General features: G+C 35.5%; 10 protein-coding genes. 1 reads left to right on the forward strand and 9 read right to left on the reverse strand.

Annotated features, from left to right (window positions below):
* Window positions 1-4: 4 nt before the first annotated feature.
* From D4A81_RS08305 to mnmA, 6 genes are all read right to left on the reverse strand, one after another.
* The gene (locus D4A81_RS08305) at window positions 5-934 is read right to left on the reverse strand and encodes a Kiwa anti-phage protein KwaB-like domain-containing protein (protein ID WP_111524333.1); all 930 of its coding nucleotides are present in this window, start codon (window positions 932-934) and stop codon (window positions 5-7) included.
* A 12-nt stretch (window positions 935-946) separates the two neighbouring features.
* Window positions 947-4,375, reverse strand: a complete 3,429-nt coding sequence (locus tag D4A81_RS08310; RefSeq protein ID WP_111524332.1) for a type I restriction endonuclease subunit R — start codon at window positions 4,373-4,375, stop codon at window positions 947-949.
* A 3-nt stretch (window positions 4,376-4,378) separates the two neighbouring features.
* Window positions 4,379-5,506 carry a restriction endonuclease subunit S gene (locus tag D4A81_RS08315; protein WP_111524331.1) on the reverse strand — a complete coding sequence of 376 codons (1,128 nt, stop codon included), beginning with the start codon at window positions 5,504-5,506 and terminating at the stop codon, window positions 4,379-4,381.
* A complete protein-coding gene (locus D4A81_RS08320; protein ID WP_111524330.1) occupies window positions 5,493-7,100 on the reverse strand; it encodes an N-6 DNA methylase in 1,608 nt (535 codons plus the stop codon). The genes D4A81_RS08315 and D4A81_RS08320 overlap by 14 nt, the downstream gene beginning before the upstream one ends.
* A gap of 214 nt (window positions 7,101-7,314) precedes the next feature.
* Entirely contained in the window at window positions 7,315-8,583 is a 1,269-nt protein-coding gene (locus D4A81_RS08325) for a DUF6688 domain-containing protein (protein ID WP_111524329.1), read from the reverse strand.
* Between the two features lie 32 nt (window positions 8,584-8,615).
* Window positions 8,616-9,707 (reverse strand): tRNA 2-thiouridine(34) synthase MnmA, encoded by a 1,092-nt coding sequence (gene mnmA / locus D4A81_RS08330; protein WP_111524328.1) that lies wholly within the window; start codon window positions 9,705-9,707, stop codon window positions 8,616-8,618.
* Window positions 9,708-9,866: 159 nt separating this feature from the next.
* Between mnmA and D4A81_RS08335 the strand changes: the two genes are divergently transcribed.
* On the forward strand, window positions 9,867-11,000 hold the full coding sequence (locus tag D4A81_RS08335; RefSeq protein WP_111524327.1) for a cysteine desulfurase family protein: 1,134 nt from the start codon (window positions 9,867-9,869) through the stop codon (window positions 10,998-11,000).
* 106 nt (window positions 11,001-11,106) lie between these two features.
* Here the strand turns inward: D4A81_RS08335 and D4A81_RS08340 are convergent, their stop codons facing one another.
* Genes D4A81_RS08340 through D4A81_RS08350 form a run of 3 tightly spaced genes read right to left on the reverse strand, consistent with a single transcriptional unit; the run spans window position 11,107 to window position 15,928 of the window.
* Window positions 11,107-12,879, reverse strand: coding sequence for a bifunctional homocysteine S-methyltransferase/methylenetetrahydrofolate reductase (locus tag D4A81_RS08340; protein WP_111524326.1), 1,773 nt, complete (start codon window positions 12,877-12,879; stop codon window positions 11,107-11,109).
* Window positions 12,880-12,885: 6 nt separating this feature from the next.
* On the reverse strand, window positions 12,886-15,252 hold the full coding sequence (locus D4A81_RS08345) for a homocysteine S-methyltransferase family protein (RefSeq protein WP_111524325.1): 2,367 nt from the start codon (window positions 15,250-15,252) through the stop codon (window positions 12,886-12,888).
* Window positions 15,245-15,928 (reverse strand): vitamin B12 dependent-methionine synthase activation domain-containing protein, encoded by a 684-nt coding sequence (locus D4A81_RS08350; protein ID WP_111524324.1) that lies wholly within the window; start codon window positions 15,926-15,928, stop codon window positions 15,245-15,247. Before D4A81_RS08350 ends, D4A81_RS08345 begins: the two co-directional genes overlap by 8 nt.
* Window positions 15,929-16,426: the final 498 nt, after the last annotated feature.

Raw genomic sequence — 16,426 nt, forward strand, 5'->3', positions numbered from 1 at the left:
CTCCTTATTCCCATTTTTTAGAACTTGAAACTTCCATAGGATTTTGATCAAATGGATCAACCATTCCCCTGCTGCATAATATCTTAACTATCTTATCGGCAGCTCCCGGCTTACTCACATCAAATTTATCTCCATCAAGCGGAATATTGAATTTCCTACTCATTTTCTTTCTAACATTCACACTATTAAGTTTTTGCAAATACGAATCATTAAATGCTACAAATTTTCTGGGATTATGGCCAAAATTTGCTACATTACTAAACTCAATATTATCATTTACTATGTTCGAAGCTATAATATTAGTAATTTGCTTTTCACAAATGGACTTATAGGCTCTTTCCATATTAAATAATTTTTCTCCGGCAAGTGTCAGCATATAAACAGTATTATCTATAATAATAACATCTATTGTTGTTCTAAGTGAGATTACTTTATCTGTAATTTCTTTGAATATACCATTTGCACACAAAAATTTATGCTTTAATGATGTGACCGGGTTCTGCATTGAGACCAACTTTACAGCTATTTCTTCACCACTGATAGAAACTATTCCTTTAATTACATATGCGTGTGCTAAAAACTTCAATGGATTAATCTCAAAATCAGGATTTCCTATAGCTTCAATAAATAAGTGGTATTCATTTGAAATAAGTTCACTACCAATATCTAATTTATAAATTGTTTTATCTATTGTCGATCCATCATAATCAGTCACACTCTCAAACATCTTTTCTATACCTTTTTCTTGAGAACAGTATTTATCTGAAATCTCAGTCAAAAAATTTGTCATGGTATCTTTTGGAGATAATGTGATTTCCCTCCCGCAATACGTTGTTCCATTTCTCCTTGAACTTTTTACTTGTAGAAGTTGTAATGACCAGGCATCACAGGTCGTTAGATTTTCAAATACACTTTTTATTTTGCTTATTGACATATAAACCTCTGATTAATCTTTTTTATTTCCATATGATATACTATCTTCCGCAGCCTTCTTAGTTCTTTTTATTGGCACAGAATACGTAAAATGAATAACATTATTTTCAGATGTAGTCTCTGTATTCTCTTTAAAATTTTCCACCTGATCCATAACCTTATTAAATACTTCCGGGCTGTACTGTGGCGGATAACCATTTTTAATCAAACAAATCTTTATATCAAGCTTTAACTGATTACGAACATTCTGGTTATTAAGCCAGTCTGCAAATGAGGACTTCGTATCTATAATTTCCTTAACTTTTTTGGCAAGAGACTTACACTTATCATTAATCAAAACTCCATCAATCTCTTTATCTTCGCCATATTCAAAATTATGTTGGTCACGAAGAGCAATCAAAATATCATAGAATGCCTTTTCTTCAAAAGTTAATCCTATCTTACGGAAACTCTCTCTATCTTTATTCATTTGACGAAGGATTTCTAAAGCTTGCTCAGTTGCAGCCTTTATAATATCTTCTGAAGCTATTTCCTGAGTTGCTCCGGCTTCTTCGGCAGTAAGGTGCTTTCTTCTTTCATGATATTCAGCAATGGTCTTTTCCAGCATCTCTTGAAAAGACTTTGCTGCCAACTGATTAACTTTGCTATACTCCTTAATCTGCTTTCGAAGCATTTTAACAAGCAATTCCAGCTTTGTTGCCGGCATTTTTACATCAGATAACTTCTCAAAATATTCCGGAGAGAAGATATCTTCTTCCTCACCGCTTTCAAGAACACTTTCTACCTGATTGTATTTCAACGCTTCTTCCACCATTTTTGAAACTACACGATTCATAGTATCCGCATCGACATCGCTTGTCCCGCTCATTTTACGCACAAAGCCGGCTATAGCCATAAAGCACTGAGCAAGAGCAGATTCTTCCTCCCCAAGATTACCTGAAGGCTGACAAATATCAAAAGCGTTTCTCATTCTTTTTACAGTATTTAAGAAATAGGACTTAAAAGAAATCCGATTATCCTTTACATTACCTTCAGTATATAGCATCTGTGTTGATGCAAAAACATATTCAGCTGCTTTTGAAAGTAATTTATATCTTTCAAAAGGATCGCAATCAGGATTCAAAAACGGAGCGAGATCATAACCACTGAACTGTTGTTTAAGAACTTCAAGTTCTTCTCTGAACACAGTCGTAGCTTGTTCAACATCATCTGATGTAGGTGCAACCGAAGTATCACCACCATAGATTTTCATAGCTTCACGCATATTGTCACGAATACCTATGTAATCAATAATCATACCGTAATCCTTACCGGAGTACTTTCTATTCACACGGCTAATTGTCTGTATAAGTAAGTGTTTTTTTAAAGGTTTATCATTGTATAAATATGTAAGTGAAGGAACATCGAAACCTGTAATCCACATATCAACTACGATTACGATACGAAAATTAGATTTTTCCTGCTTAAAAGCTACATCCAATTCTTCAGAACGTCTATCATTTTTTACTCCACCAAGATAGTTATACATCTCAGATTCATCATTACTTCCAACACTTGACACCATAGCCATAAACGGCATAGACTTTAATTCTTTCAGTTCATCATCTGTTACATTAACTCCATCTGATGATTTCTTTTCTTCAAACCATTCCGGATACTTGTCTTTAAATTTCAAAAGAAGGGAATAAGCAATCTTTCTACTTGAACATACAATCATTGCTTTTTGAACTCTACCGGGATCAGCATCACAGGATGCAATATAGTGATCGTGAATATCAGTAGCAAGCCTTTCCAAACGTGAAGGCTCTGCGAGTATCACTTCAATTGAACTCATAGCACGTTTACTTGCTTCAATATCATCATATGTTGCACCATCATCAGCACACTTTTTATAGTAATTTTCAATTTCTTTAGCCTTTGTCTGATCAAGTAATACCTTTGCAATACGAGGATGATACTTAATAGAAACAGTAAGACCGTCAGCAACTGCCTGATCCATTGTGTATCTATCAATTTCATCACCAAATGTCTGATAAGTTTCAGCGATAGGCGTACCTGTGAAACCTACAAATGTTGCATGTGGAAATGCTTCTTTCAATACTTTTGCATATGGTTTTGATACCATTGCTTTCATGTTTTCATCAGTATCCTTGCTAAACTGTATCTTTCTAGAATGTTCCAGTTGTGTTCTATGGGCTTCATCAGAGAAACATATAATATTCTTACGTTCATTGATAAGGCCGATTTTATCATCTTCTCTATCACAGAACTTTTGAATAGTGCATATATAAAATCCTCCACTCTGTCTTGAACCAAGTTCCTGCCTTAACTGTGCTCTATTTTTTACGACAGATACTTCACCAAGATTTAAAAACTCTTTACTCTTGGTGAATAATTTTGCCCCTTGTTTTTGTAATTCATCTCGGTCCACAATTAGAATAATTGTTGGAGAACCGATTTCCTGAATATTAGAACATCTAAGTGCAAGCTGACGTGCAAGGAAAGCCATGGTATACGTTTTACCACATCCTGTTGCGCCAAAATATGTTCCGCCTTTACCACTTTTTGTAACGACAGAATTTACTATGCTCTGTTTCAGAAGCTTGGACGCAAAAAACTGGGGATATCTACATACTATTTCCACTTCTGCACTATCATAAATGCTGTCTTGAAAATAAATATAATCTCTAAAAATTTCTAAAAATCTTATCGGTGAATACACACCCTTAATCATTGTTTCTGTTTCTGCAAATGGCAGTGTTGAGACTTGATCACCGTCATTCACACGCCTCCAAGCATAAAAATGCTCATAAGGCGTACGCACCGTTCCAAGTCTTGTTTTAACACCGTCTGATATGCAAGCCAATGGACAGTAATGTAATAAATGTGGAATATCCCTCCAATAACGAATAGTAATCTGCTCCCATGCATCATAGACTGTTGCATGAACATCGGCAGGATTTTTCAGTTCTATGACACATAGTGGCATTCCATTCACATATAACAGTACATCCGGTCTACGATTCTCCTTTTGTCCGTTATTTGTATACTCCACTGTAAACTGATTAATAACACGGAAGATATTATTATTGGGATTCTCAAAATCTATAAGAGATACCATTTTTACCGTACCGTCTTGCAATGTAAACTGAATACTGTCAACCATCCAGCCATAAACCTTATGTAAGGTTGCAAAATCACTCTCTGCACCGACAAGACGAACATTGTCAAAAATCTGTATAACTTCATCCTTTGTAAGTTCAGGATTTGTAACAGAAATAAACTGCTTGAAATCATCAGCAATCAATACATCTCTTTTATTGACACGTTTAATATTATTGCCTGAGATATATTTCCAGCCTTCTGCTTCCAAAAATCCGATAAAGGCATATTCATATTCAGACTCACAGTAATGACCGTTATATTCCTTTAACTTTGCCATATATTACATCCCCTTTGTTTTTCTTCCTTCTTCAATTGAACCTTTAATAAGTATTGGGCAGATATCTTTTATTTGTGCTTTTAGTTTTTCGTTAATTTCTTTACGAGCTTTGAAGGCGTTGTATATATCAACAATAGCCCTTTGAACTTCTAAAGCTGGTACAGGTATTCCTATTTCGTAGAATCGATCCATATCTAAATTTGTTCTTATGCTTGCATCACTCATAAACCAGCCTAAGCGGTCAACTTCTTTACGTGAAAACCACATCATTACATATTCTGCGATGACGGTATCATATTTTATTTTTAAAACTTTATAAGCTGGTGAAATAATAATTGGCTCTTCATTATCAAATAAGGCAATTCGTATGCATTCATCTCGTCCGGTTTGCATTCCTGAAAATGCAAACTGACCTTTAAAAACTAATTTATATTTTGATAGCTCTACACTATTTGTGTTTGCGACAGATGGCATAAACTGTTTTGTAATATTAATACCTTGAACATTATAAACTGTTCCATTATCATTTCTGATATCCACTTCTTCAAGAATATCACCCACCAATTTCTTTGTCGATTTGTGTTTATATTCATCAATTACCACTTCAAAAGTAAGTTTCAAATCCTCCAAGCCACGCTCATAACTCTGTTGATTTGAGAGCATAGCATTATATACATTGACATACTTTTGCTGAACTTCAATGGAAGGGAGTTCTATCTCTATATTACAAAAAACATTCCAGTCAAGATTTGATCGAATGCTTCCATCACTACAAAAAGCACCATATCTATCTTTCTCTTTAGTAAGAAATTTCATAAAAAAATAAAGCGGAATAACAGTACTTAAAGCTGTTACCTCAAAAGTAGTATATGCCGGAGATACAAGAATAGGAACATCCTCTGTATACATACTTATCCTTATACACTCATCTCTACCAGTTTGCATACCACTATATACAAAACGATTCTTTCTAACTATTTTATATTTTGTCTCATCTAAACCTTCTGTATTAGCAGCTGTTGGCATGAATTCCTTATTTATATTGATACCATAAAATTCACGAATGCCATTATCATTTAGCTCATCTATGACTGATATAAGGTCACCTATTTTATACTTAGTCAATCCCATATCCAATCCCCCTAAATGCATCTTCTAACATCTTTTGAGATTCTTTTTCCCGTTTTATAATTTCTTTCATTTCAGCTTGGATACGAGCCATTTCTTTTTCATAGTCAATCCCTAAATCATGGTCAATAAACTCGATATATTTACTTGGTGTAAGTGCCCATCCTTTTTCTTCAATTTCACTATTGCCAACACTGCGGTAAAGTTCAGGCACTTCATATTTTTGTCCGTCTGTACCTTCACATTGCCAAGTGTGATATATATCAGCAGCACGCTGTATTTGCTCACTAGTTAAGCGAACCTTCTTTTTATTCTCCCCTTTAACAGCATTTTCTCTCCATTGGCGTAAATCCATGAAGAGAATTTCCCCCTCACGATTTCGGAGATTTCTGCCATGATATTTACCACCTTTTTTATTCTGATTCAAAATCCACAATGTTACACTGATGTCTGTAGTAATAAATAACTCTCTGGGAAGAACCACAATAGCCTCTACCTTATCCTTCTGTATCAATCTTTTACGGATTTCCAATGTATCGCTATCATTCAATGCACCATTCGCAAGTAAGAAGCCCGCGACACCATCTGCCGGCTTTAAGTGGGAAAGGATATGCAAAATCCAAGCATAGTTTGCATTACTTTCAGGAGGTGTAACATAGTCTGCCCAACGAGCATCATTTTTTAGGTTTTCATCATACCATCCCTTCAGATTGAAAGGTGGATTTGCCATGATGTAATTAAAATGCAATCCCTTATGTAAATCATGCGTAAAGGAAGAATCGCTTTCTCCACCAAGATTATGACTGATACCACGTAGTGCCAGATTCATTTTAGCAAGTCGATATGTCGCAGGCTCTTTTTCCTGTCCATAGATATTAATACTATTAAGGTTTCCTTGCTTTGATTTTACCAGTTCAGCACTCTGTATAAACATACCTCCGGAACCGCAGGCAGGATCATACAGAGTACCTTCAAACGGCTCGATCATAGCAGCGATAAGTTGAACCACATCATTGGGAGTGTAGAACTCACCTTCTTCCTTCGTTGCATTTACCGCAAACTCCTTAAGGAAATATTCGTATACATATCCAATCAAATCCTTTTCAGCTCCAAAAGCCTTATGGCTGATTTTATTTACCTCATCTACAATCTTTTTAATATCATTAGCTGCTAAGTTTCTCGAAGTAAATGTACCCTTAACAAAGCAGCCTTTAAGCTGAGGATCTTCCTCTTCAAGTCTTGCCAGCGCAGTATCCAGCGCAACATTAAGCTTTGGTGCAGGTGTATTAATGATTGTTGACCATCTCGCTTCCATAGGAAGGTTATATGTTCCATCTGCAAAAGTAGCATCCTCAAAAAATGCCGCCCTGATATTTTCATCATCAGGGTCAAGTCCTTGCTCAATCAGAGTCTTACGAAGAGCTTCTATTCCATCTTCATATTTTTCTCCGATAAATCTCAAGAATACAAGAGTGAGCATCATATCTCTTTTTTCAAAAAATGAACCGGAATTACGTGCAGCACGCAAATAATCTCTACAATTGAACAAAATACTATCTATATTAAATGCCTTTTCATCAGTTTTTTTCTTGGCCATTGTTTTACTTATCCTTTCAATATCAGTGACATAAAATAATTATAGCATAATTTATAATTTGTTCTATCTTCATCTTTTGAAACTTTTTTATGTATTTGATATTCACTTCAACAAAGAAAAAACGGCATAACATACAATATTATGTATATTATGCCAAATTACTAATATTTAAAATCACACAAATCGGAGCTTTATCAAGTTAAATCTCCATATATTATTTTTTACCCATATACTGAGTCGCTATTCTATTCTCTGGATGTACATCACACATATATATCACCATTAAGAATATCCATTCTAAAGGCTTCATCATAATATATATAATATCTGCAATCCATTTACTCTTTATAAGTCTTGCAACAGGGAAGCCGTAGCGATCATATACTCCCCTCACAAGTTTGTGGAAGTGAGGTGTTTTCTCCTCTAATATCTGTTCAAAGGCATTTGCTACACATAGCTGCCTGTTTACAATTACCTCATGGCCGTGGCGTACCCCTTTTCGTATAGGTTTTACAATCTTTTTATGTCCGCCTGCCGCTACCGTACAAAGATAATGCTCATCATAATAAATATTTTGAGGTGCTTCCTTTAGTGACAATCTCCAGTCAGCAGTTTCAGTCCATGCCTTTATAACAGAATCCGGTGCCTGACCGAAAAGCAATAATATAGCTATAATAATTCCTAATAAAGGTAGCATAAGAACTAGAGCATATATGGGCCAAAGTCTTGAATTTGACAGTATTTTATCTAAAAAATTTAAAATCACATTATTTTGTATCTTTCCTCTTTCCATCTCAAGTTCATTCCACTCACGGACCTTACAAAGAATTGTCCTTACTATAATGCAAGCAATGCAAAAAGGATAAATCAATAGGTATAAATCAGAATATCTCCCTACCATTCCACCACTACCAAATACCTGTACAGTGAAAATAACTATTACAACTAACCAAATATACATAGCCGATATTGAAAACACTGCAAGTAAAGGCGGTATTTTTTTTAGTGAACAAATCCTCAGATAATAATACCCGATAAGACCTATAAAGCATAGTACACAAATTGTGAGTCCTGCTCCTGTAAAGATAGGTGTATGTGTTTCTGAATTTGTCAGCACTTCACTCCAGTCAGATCCTGTTGCATCTTTTACTACTGCAATATAAAGTCCTTCTAAAATAAATCCATACCATATTACAATCTGATCAAAGCCCACTCCTGTTTTTGACATTATTCTATCTGTTTCAAGGATAAGCATCACCAGTTGATATACCGCCAACACTATAGGATATATAAATAAGGCGGCTACAAATCCTCCCCATAAAGGAATGGCTACAATCCCGGCAGCTATATCCCTAACTTGTCCATATTCTACAATCGAAGATATTGCAGAAATTACAGTCCATCCTATAACTAAAAATAATCCTATTACATAGCTTATAATAATACTGTTCAGTATGGAAATTCTAAATATATTTTTTTTCATATTCTATGCCTCTTTATACAGTACAAATCAGTTTAATCACATTTTTTTATAATTGTTCCCCCACCAAGTACAAGTCCGCTTTCATCATAAAGTACAACAGCCTGTCCCGGCGTAATTGCTCTTACCTTTTCATCAAAGTCTATTCTTATCCTGTCTTCTCCAAGTACCTTGACTGTGCAGTGTTCACCCTTATGTGAATATCTTATCTTTCCGATAGCTCTCATATCATCAAAAAAGCTTTCCACTGCCATTGCATTCAGATTATTTGCCTCCAGACTGTATCCGAAAACATCATCATTTTCACCTATCACAACTTCATTTGTCTCAGGTCTTATCTCAGTGACAAAGATAGGATGTCCCAGTGCTATACCAAGTCCCTTTCTCTGGCCGATAGTATAATGCAGTATTCCCTTATGCCTACCCAGTATCTCTCCGTCAGCTGTCACAAAGTTTCCCTCAGGCATCTTTTTGCCTATTTCATTTTCCACAAATAAAGCATAGTCATTATCTGAAACAAAGCATATCTCCTGACTGTCCGGCTTATTTGCCACTCTGAGGTTGAATTTTTTTGCAATCTCTCTAATCTCATCCTTTTCATAATCTCCTATAGGCATCAAGGTTCTTGAAAGCTGATCCTGTGTAAGATTATAAAGTGCATATGTCTGATCCTTAGCACTTGTCTTTGATGTCCTGAGAGCATATCTTCCATTTTCAAGCTTCTCTATTCTGGCATAATGACCTGTGGCAATATAGTCCGCTCCAAGCATCATACTTCTCTCCAAAAGGGATTCCCATTTTACATATCTGTTGCAGGCAATACATGGATTAGGTGTCCTTGCCTGTACATATTCATTCACAAAATAATCTATTACCTTATCTTTAAACTCATCTCTGAAATTCATTACATAATAGGGTATACCGATATCTCTCGCCACTCTTCTGGCATCATCTACAGCAGACAGACCGCAGCATCCTCCACTGCCTGACATATCCTCTTCATCTTCACTTTGCCATATCTGCATAGTCACACCTGTGACATCATATCCGGCCTCTTTTAAAAGATAGGCAGCCACTGAGGAGTCCACTCCTCCCGACATACCTACCACTACTTTTTTCTTTTCCATATATTCTCCGATAAATATCTATTTACTTTTAAAATCCACATCATTTTATCATATTTTTTTACTTATGTCCTTAACACAAATCTTATCATTACTATTTTATTTTATAATGATTTTATTTATAATATGTCAATGTAAAGTTTTATAAAGAACAGGAGTACTATGATATATATGGACAACGCCTCTACCACTGTGGTGGATAAGGAGGCTTTTGATATAGCAAAAAAATATTTATTTGAAAACTATGCCAATCCTTCATCAAGCTATTCTATGGCAAATGATGTAAAGGCTGATATGGAAGATGCCAGAGAGATGATAGCAAATCTACTCGGTGCTAGATATAATGAGATATATTTTACCTCAGGCGGCAGTGAATCCAATAACTGGGCAATATTAAAATCCTGTGAACTTATGGAAAATAAAGGAAAGCATATCATCAGTTCAAAGATTGAGCATCACTCTGTACTGCATACACTCTCTTACCTTGAAAAAAAAGGTTATGAAGTCACTTATCTAAGTACTGATGAAAAAGGGATTATTGATATAAATGAGCTTAAGTCAGCTATAAGAGAAGATACAGTCCTTATAAGCATAATGTTTGCAAACAATGAAATAGGTACTATACAACCTACTAAAGAAATCGGAAAGATTGCCGGTGAACACAATATTTTATTCCACACTGATGCGGTACAGGCTGTAGGCCACCTTCCTATTGATGTGAATGATCTAGGTATTGATTTACTCAGTGCAAGCGGACATAAATTCCACTCACCAAAGGGTATCGGCTTCTTATATATAAGAAGCGGTATTAAGCTTACATCTTTAATACATGGCGGCAGTCAGGAGAGAAATCGCAGAGCCGGTACAGAAAACACTTTCGGTATAATCGCTATGGCAAATGCTTTAAAAAGCTGCTATGAGTCCTTAGAAAAAGACAGCTTATATATAAAATCACTTAGAGATAAGTTATTTTCTTTGATACTTGAAAATATAGAAGGCTCTCATGTAAACGGTGATGTGGAGAATAGACTTTTTAATAATATAAATATATACTTTGAAAATATAAGCGGTGAGCTACTCTTGATTTTATTAAACCAAAATGATGTATGTGCATCCCTTGGTTCTGCCTGCACCACAGGAAGTATAGATCCTTCGCATGTAATTATGGCTATATCAAATGATAAAAAAAGGGCCTCATCCTCCTTGCGACTTACATTAAGCAAGTACAATACGGAAGATGAGGTAAATAAAACCTTTGAAATATTAAAAACAAGTATAGAAAAGCTTAGGATCTAGATTTTAAATGTGTAATCCTGTGATTTGAACTCAACTCACAGGATTATATGATAAAGTATTATAATATTTATGCTGACTCACTCTATTTAATTAATTTCTATAAATATTATCTGTTTTCACAAACCTCTTTTACAGTCTTTATAAGTCTTTCCATCAAACTTACTCTGTTTAAAACAGTTATGAGATAATATCCATCCACCAGATCATAGATCTCATTTGCTATCTCTTTTGACATAGAAAGTGCGATCTCTTCGGCTTCTTCTCTTTCTTTGCCGATATACTTTTCTACGATATCATCTGTAATATATATGCCGTTCACTTCGCTTTGCATATATCTGGCATTTCTTTCACTTACTATAGGAATAATTCCGCCCATTATCTTAATATCCAGATTTTCTCTGGCTTCTTTTAGATTATCAATAGCTCTCTGTGTCAAAACCGGCTGAGTAAAGAGTACCTTTACACCGTTTTCCTGCTTTCTTTTTGCCTTTCTAAGCTCCGCACTGAAGTTCTTGGCATTTACATTTAAAGCACCACAGATATTCATAGGGCTTTCAAAAACTTCATCATTCAAAGATTTGATAAAGTTTGCAAACTTCACTGAATTGAACTCAAATACTGATCTTATCTCATCTCTTTGAGCATTCGGTATCGGATCTCCGGTTATTACAAGCACATTGTCAACTCCCATTGCACTTGCACCAAGCAATAGTCCCTTAGCTGCATTTACATTTCTGTCTCTACAGGTCATATGAGGCAGTACATCCAAGTCAAGTTCATTTCTTACTTTGCAAGCAAGCAAACAGCTGTCCATTCTTGCTCTTGCTATAGGATTGTCTGCTATAGTTACAATATCAGCTCCTGCTGTTTTTAATTTACCTGCATTTTCCATAAACTTGGAAACATTGGTATCTATCGGTGAGTCAAGCTCTACAGCTATAGGCTTTTCTCCTGATAAAAGCTTTTGTTCAAACCTGTTTAATCTTACATTCTGGAAGACATTCTTTTCTTTCTTTACAGACTTTCTCGGTTTTATAAGCATTCCGCTCATACTCTTTTTTAGCAGCTCAATATGCTTTGGAGTAGTTCCACAACATCCTCCGACTACATTTACACCCATATCAAGAATATCTTCTATCTGAGCCGCAAAATAATTTGCCAATGAACCATAGTGTATTTTATTATCTCTTACTATAGGATATCCGGCATTTGGCATAGCAATAAGGTATAATCCGTCAGTATCCACATCTTTTAAAAGCTTTGCCATATGATTTGCACCTGAAACACAGTTTAATCCTACCGCATCAAAAAATCCTGACTCACAGATCTCTTTAAACATTGACTTATAGTAATACCCTTCACTTGAATACCCGTCAGGCATTACCGCAAAAGATGCTATTATAAAAGACTCCGGTGATCTTTCTTTGATATATTCGCCTATTGCTTTTAATCCTATAGTGCTGTTTCTTGTTTCAAATAGAAAATTATTTATTCCTTTTTCAATGAATATATCTGCCAGGATCTTATATTCTTCAAATGCCTCACTATTGCTGTCAACACTTAATACACCCATATCTGCAAATACATACGCTCTGTCCTTTGCAACCTCAAGTGCTATATCTATACCTGCATTGATCACTTCTTTTTGTAGTTCTCTATCACCAAAGAATGCATCTATACCGGTGGAAAATGTATTTGTAATTATTGCTTTTGCACCTGCTTTAATATATTCATTATGAATCCCTCTTATAAGCTCCGGATTTTTGATATTTGCAAGTTCACAGCCAATACCGTCATCTGTAAGCTCATCATAATATGTTCCCATCGCTCCGTCAAAGAGCAATATATTGTTCTTTAAATAGTCTCTTATATTTTCCATGATTTATCATCCTAAAACTGTCTTTGCAATATCAACTGAGCTTCTGGCATCAGGTGCATAGAAATCTGCTCCCATCTCATCAGCATATTCCTTGGTAAGTACTGCACCACCTACCCATATCTTGCAATCATTTGACACCTTTCTTATCTCTTCAATAGTACTCTTCATTGCAGGTAAGGTGGTAGTCATAAGGGCTGAAAGTCCGACAAGCTTTACATCCTCTCTGATAACTGTATCCACCACTTTTTGAATATCCACATCTCTTCCAAGGTCAATCATTCTATAACCATAGTTTTCCAATATTACCTTAACTATATTTTTCCCGATATCATGTATATCACCTTTTACAGTACATACCACTATCTTACCCTTACTTACATTCTTGTCGCCCTTTTTGGCTATCTGCTCTTTTATAAGCTCAAAGGCAGAGCTGGCCGCATTCGCCGCATTGATAAGCTGTGGGAGGAATATTACCTGTTTTTCATATAAATCTCCCACTGTATCAAGTGCCGGTATAAGGTATTCATTTATTATTTCAAGCTCACTGTGACTTTCTAAAAGCTTCTTTGCATTATTATAAGTCTCTTCCTTAAGCCCCTTTAATATTGCATCCTGTACAATTTCCTTTGTAACTTCTCCGTTGTCAGATACCGCTACTACCTTAGTTTCAGCCTTTACAGTTGCAAATCTCTCAATATATTTTACAGAGTCTTTATCTTCTCCTGAAAGCACCTTAAATGAATATATAGCATTCATAATTCCTTCAATATTTGGATTTACTATAGGTAGATCAAGACCTGCATACATTGCCTGTATAAGGAAATTTTCTGTGATATGACTTCTTGCAGGAAGCCCAAATGAAATATTGCTGACACCCAGAGTTGTGTGAAGTCCAAGCTCCCTTGTTACCCTTCTTACAGCCTCAAGAGTTTCTTTTGCCTGATCTTGCTGTGCAGAAACTGTAAGTGTAAGGCAGTCAATTATAACATCCTCTTTCTTTAAACCATACTCAAGTGCCTTATCAAGTATATGCTTTGCATTATCAAATCTTTCCTGTGCTGTTGTAGGTATACCATTCTCATTTAGAGCCAGTCCTATAACTGCCGCACCATACTTTTTAACAATAGGAAGTATGATATCAAGTCTTTCATCCTCAGCATTTACTGAGTTTACTATCGCTCTACCATTGTATACACGAAGTCCGGCTTCTATTGCCTCAGGATTTGATGAATCTATCTGTAATGGAATATTAACTACAGACTGTACCGCCTTCACAGCCTCTATCATAAGTGCAACTTCATCACCTCCCGGAACACCTACATTGATATCCAGAATATCAGCTCCTGACTCTTCTTCCTCTATTGCAACCTTACATATATATTCCATCTCATGGTTTAAAAGTGCTTCCTGGAATCTTTTCTTTCCTGTAGGATTTAATCTCTCACCTACAACTCTTACACCGGTAAGCTCCACCATTTCATTTCCTGAGCATATACCTGTTTTTGCCTTTGTAGGCTTTAACTCAGGGAACTCCCTATTATCAAATGCTGATTTTAATTCACTGATATATTCAGGAGATGTGCCACAGCATCCGCCTGCATAATCTATACCTATTTCACCAAAATCCGCCATCAGATCCGCAAAATCACTTGCAATCAGATCATATTCTCCCGTTGAAGGATTTGGAAGTCCTGCATTTGGCTTTATTATTATAGGCAGATTGGTCCATTCCTTAAGTTTTTTTGCAAGAGGTAATATCTCCTTTGGTCCCAGAGAGCAGTTAAAGCCTAGAGCATCCACGCCAAGTCCCTCAAGTGTTACCGCCATAGACTCTATCTTTGTTCCGGTAAAGGTTCTGCCTGTGGTCTCATATGTCATTGTAACCCATACAGGAAGCTTTGTATTTTCCTTTGCCGCAAGTACACCAGCTCTTACATCATAAAGATCTGTAAATGTCTCAAATATGATAGCATCAGCTCCGTATTTCTCTCCGGCTACTACCATTTCCTTATAGATTTCGTAGGCGTCCTCAAATCTAAGTACGCCAAGCGGCTCCAAAAGCTCACCTATAGGTCCGATATCAAGAGCTATCTTTACATCCTTTTTACTCTCTGCCACTGCTTCCTTTGCCGATTTTATAGCTGTAGCTATGGCTGTATCCACATCTATTTTACAGCCTTCAAGTTTATGTGCATTTGCTCCGAAAGTATTTGTATATATTACATTGCTACCTGATTTTATATATTTTAAATGTATATTTTTTACTATATCCGGATTGTCAAATCCAAAAACCTCAGGATGCTCTCCTGCCTTCATACCGGCAGCCTGAAGCATTGTTCCCATTGCACCGTCAAGTATCAATAAATTATGCATAACATCTAACTCCTATCTTTCTGTACCTGCAAGATTTTAAAAGATTGCATCCTGCACAACTCTTTTTAAGTGTCTCTAACTTTTGATCACTGACACCTATTATAGCTGTCACCGATTTTCTCGGCAACATTATTCCACTGTCACTGACATTTACACCTATTCTTCTTGTCGCATTTACCACATTTACAAACTGTCTCTGTATGCTTATAGGTAAATCACCGTATCCAGGTGAAAATCTGAATGTCAGATAACTATTTTCCTTTAAATACTGCTCTCTAAATCCTGCTTCTATACTGTCACATACTGCTTCTATAAGTGTCGAACCGCATGAGTCCATAATAAGTGCATTTGCCACATTCTTAAGTTCTTCTTTTCTTATAGCATTGTCCACACCTACTCCAATGGTTGCCGCCATTAGTATGAGTTTATGGCAATCCTTTATATGCTTTTTTATGCTGTCCCCTACAAAAAAGTCAAGCTCCGCCGGAAATTCTCCCTTGTTTTCTAAATCCCATTCTCTAAAGACAAAGTTCGGCTTTGCTACAGCATTTATTTTATTCATACACTCAAGCACCTGTGCATGTAGGTTTTCATCTATATCTTTACCATTGTGTTGAAGATACCTTAGTACCTCCGATTCATCCTCCGGTGTAAGTTTTACATCTATATTAAACATTTCTCTTCTTTCTGTAATAAGTATATATTAAAGGTATTTAAACCTGTTTCGTTTTACTATAGTAAGATAATTTATAAAAAAAGTAAAGTTTTACATTATACATATAGCTTATAGCTGGTTATTCATACTTTATAGTAACTAAAAATATATACTAAAATAAATTGTGATATAATATATATGAATTTATTAGATTAATTTTAAGAGATATTTTATGAGCTACGATTTAATGGTTTTTGAAAAGACTAAAACCCCCGGTAATATAAAACTATCTTACCGACTATAGCATCGTAAATTATATAATCTATTCCGCCTTCTCATGTTCTCTTTCACAAGAAGCCTATGATACCATGCTAAGGCTTTCCCTTAAATATGATGTGGGACTTTTTGATGTAAGCGGTACGAAAGATATTATAATGTCGTATGTAAGAAAATTTTAAGTGGTATTTTTATTTATATATGTTAGAATATCATATGTAAATTCTATATTTACATATGATT

Source organism: Lachnoanaerobaculum umeaense, assembly GCF_003589745.1.
GTDB lineage: Bacteria > Bacillota > Clostridia > Lachnospirales > Lachnospiraceae > Lachnoanaerobaculum > Lachnoanaerobaculum umeaense.

Excerpts from the sequence above, each read along its gene's own strand:
- D4A81_RS08310 (WP_111524332.1), bottom strand. The coding sequence starts at position 4,375 with ATGGCAAAGTTAAAGGAATATAACGGTCATTACTGTGAGTCTGAATAT.
- D4A81_RS08305 (WP_111524333.1), bottom strand. The coding sequence starts at position 934 with ATGTCAATAAGCAAAATAAAAAGTGTATTTGAAAATCTAACGACCTGT.
- D4A81_RS08320 (WP_111524330.1), bottom strand. The coding sequence starts at position 7,100 with ATGGCCAAGAAAAAAACTGATGAAAAGGCATTTAATATAGATAGTATT.
- D4A81_RS08350 (WP_111524324.1), bottom strand. The coding sequence starts at position 15,928 with ATGTTTAATATAGATGTAAAACTTACACCGGAGGATGAATCGGAGGTA.
- D4A81_RS08340 (WP_111524326.1), bottom strand. The coding sequence starts at position 12,879 with ATGGAAAATATAAGAGACTATTTAAAGAACAATATATTGCTCTTTGAC.
- D4A81_RS08345 (WP_111524325.1), bottom strand. The coding sequence starts at position 15,252 with ATGCATAATTTATTGATACTTGACGGTGCAATGGGAACAATGCTTCAG.
- D4A81_RS08315 (WP_111524331.1), bottom strand. The coding sequence starts at position 5,506 with ATGGGATTGACTAAGTATAAAATAGGTGACCTTATATCAGTCATAGAT.
- D4A81_RS08335 (WP_111524327.1), top strand. The coding sequence starts at position 9,867 with ATGATATATATGGACAACGCCTCTACCACTGTGGTGGATAAGGAGGCT.
- mnmA (WP_111524328.1), bottom strand. The coding sequence starts at position 9,707 with ATGGAAAAGAAAAAAGTAGTGGTAGGTATGTCGGGAGGAGTGGACTCC.
- D4A81_RS08325 (WP_111524329.1), bottom strand. The coding sequence starts at position 8,583 with ATGAAAAAAAATATATTTAGAATTTCCATACTGAACAGTATTATTATA.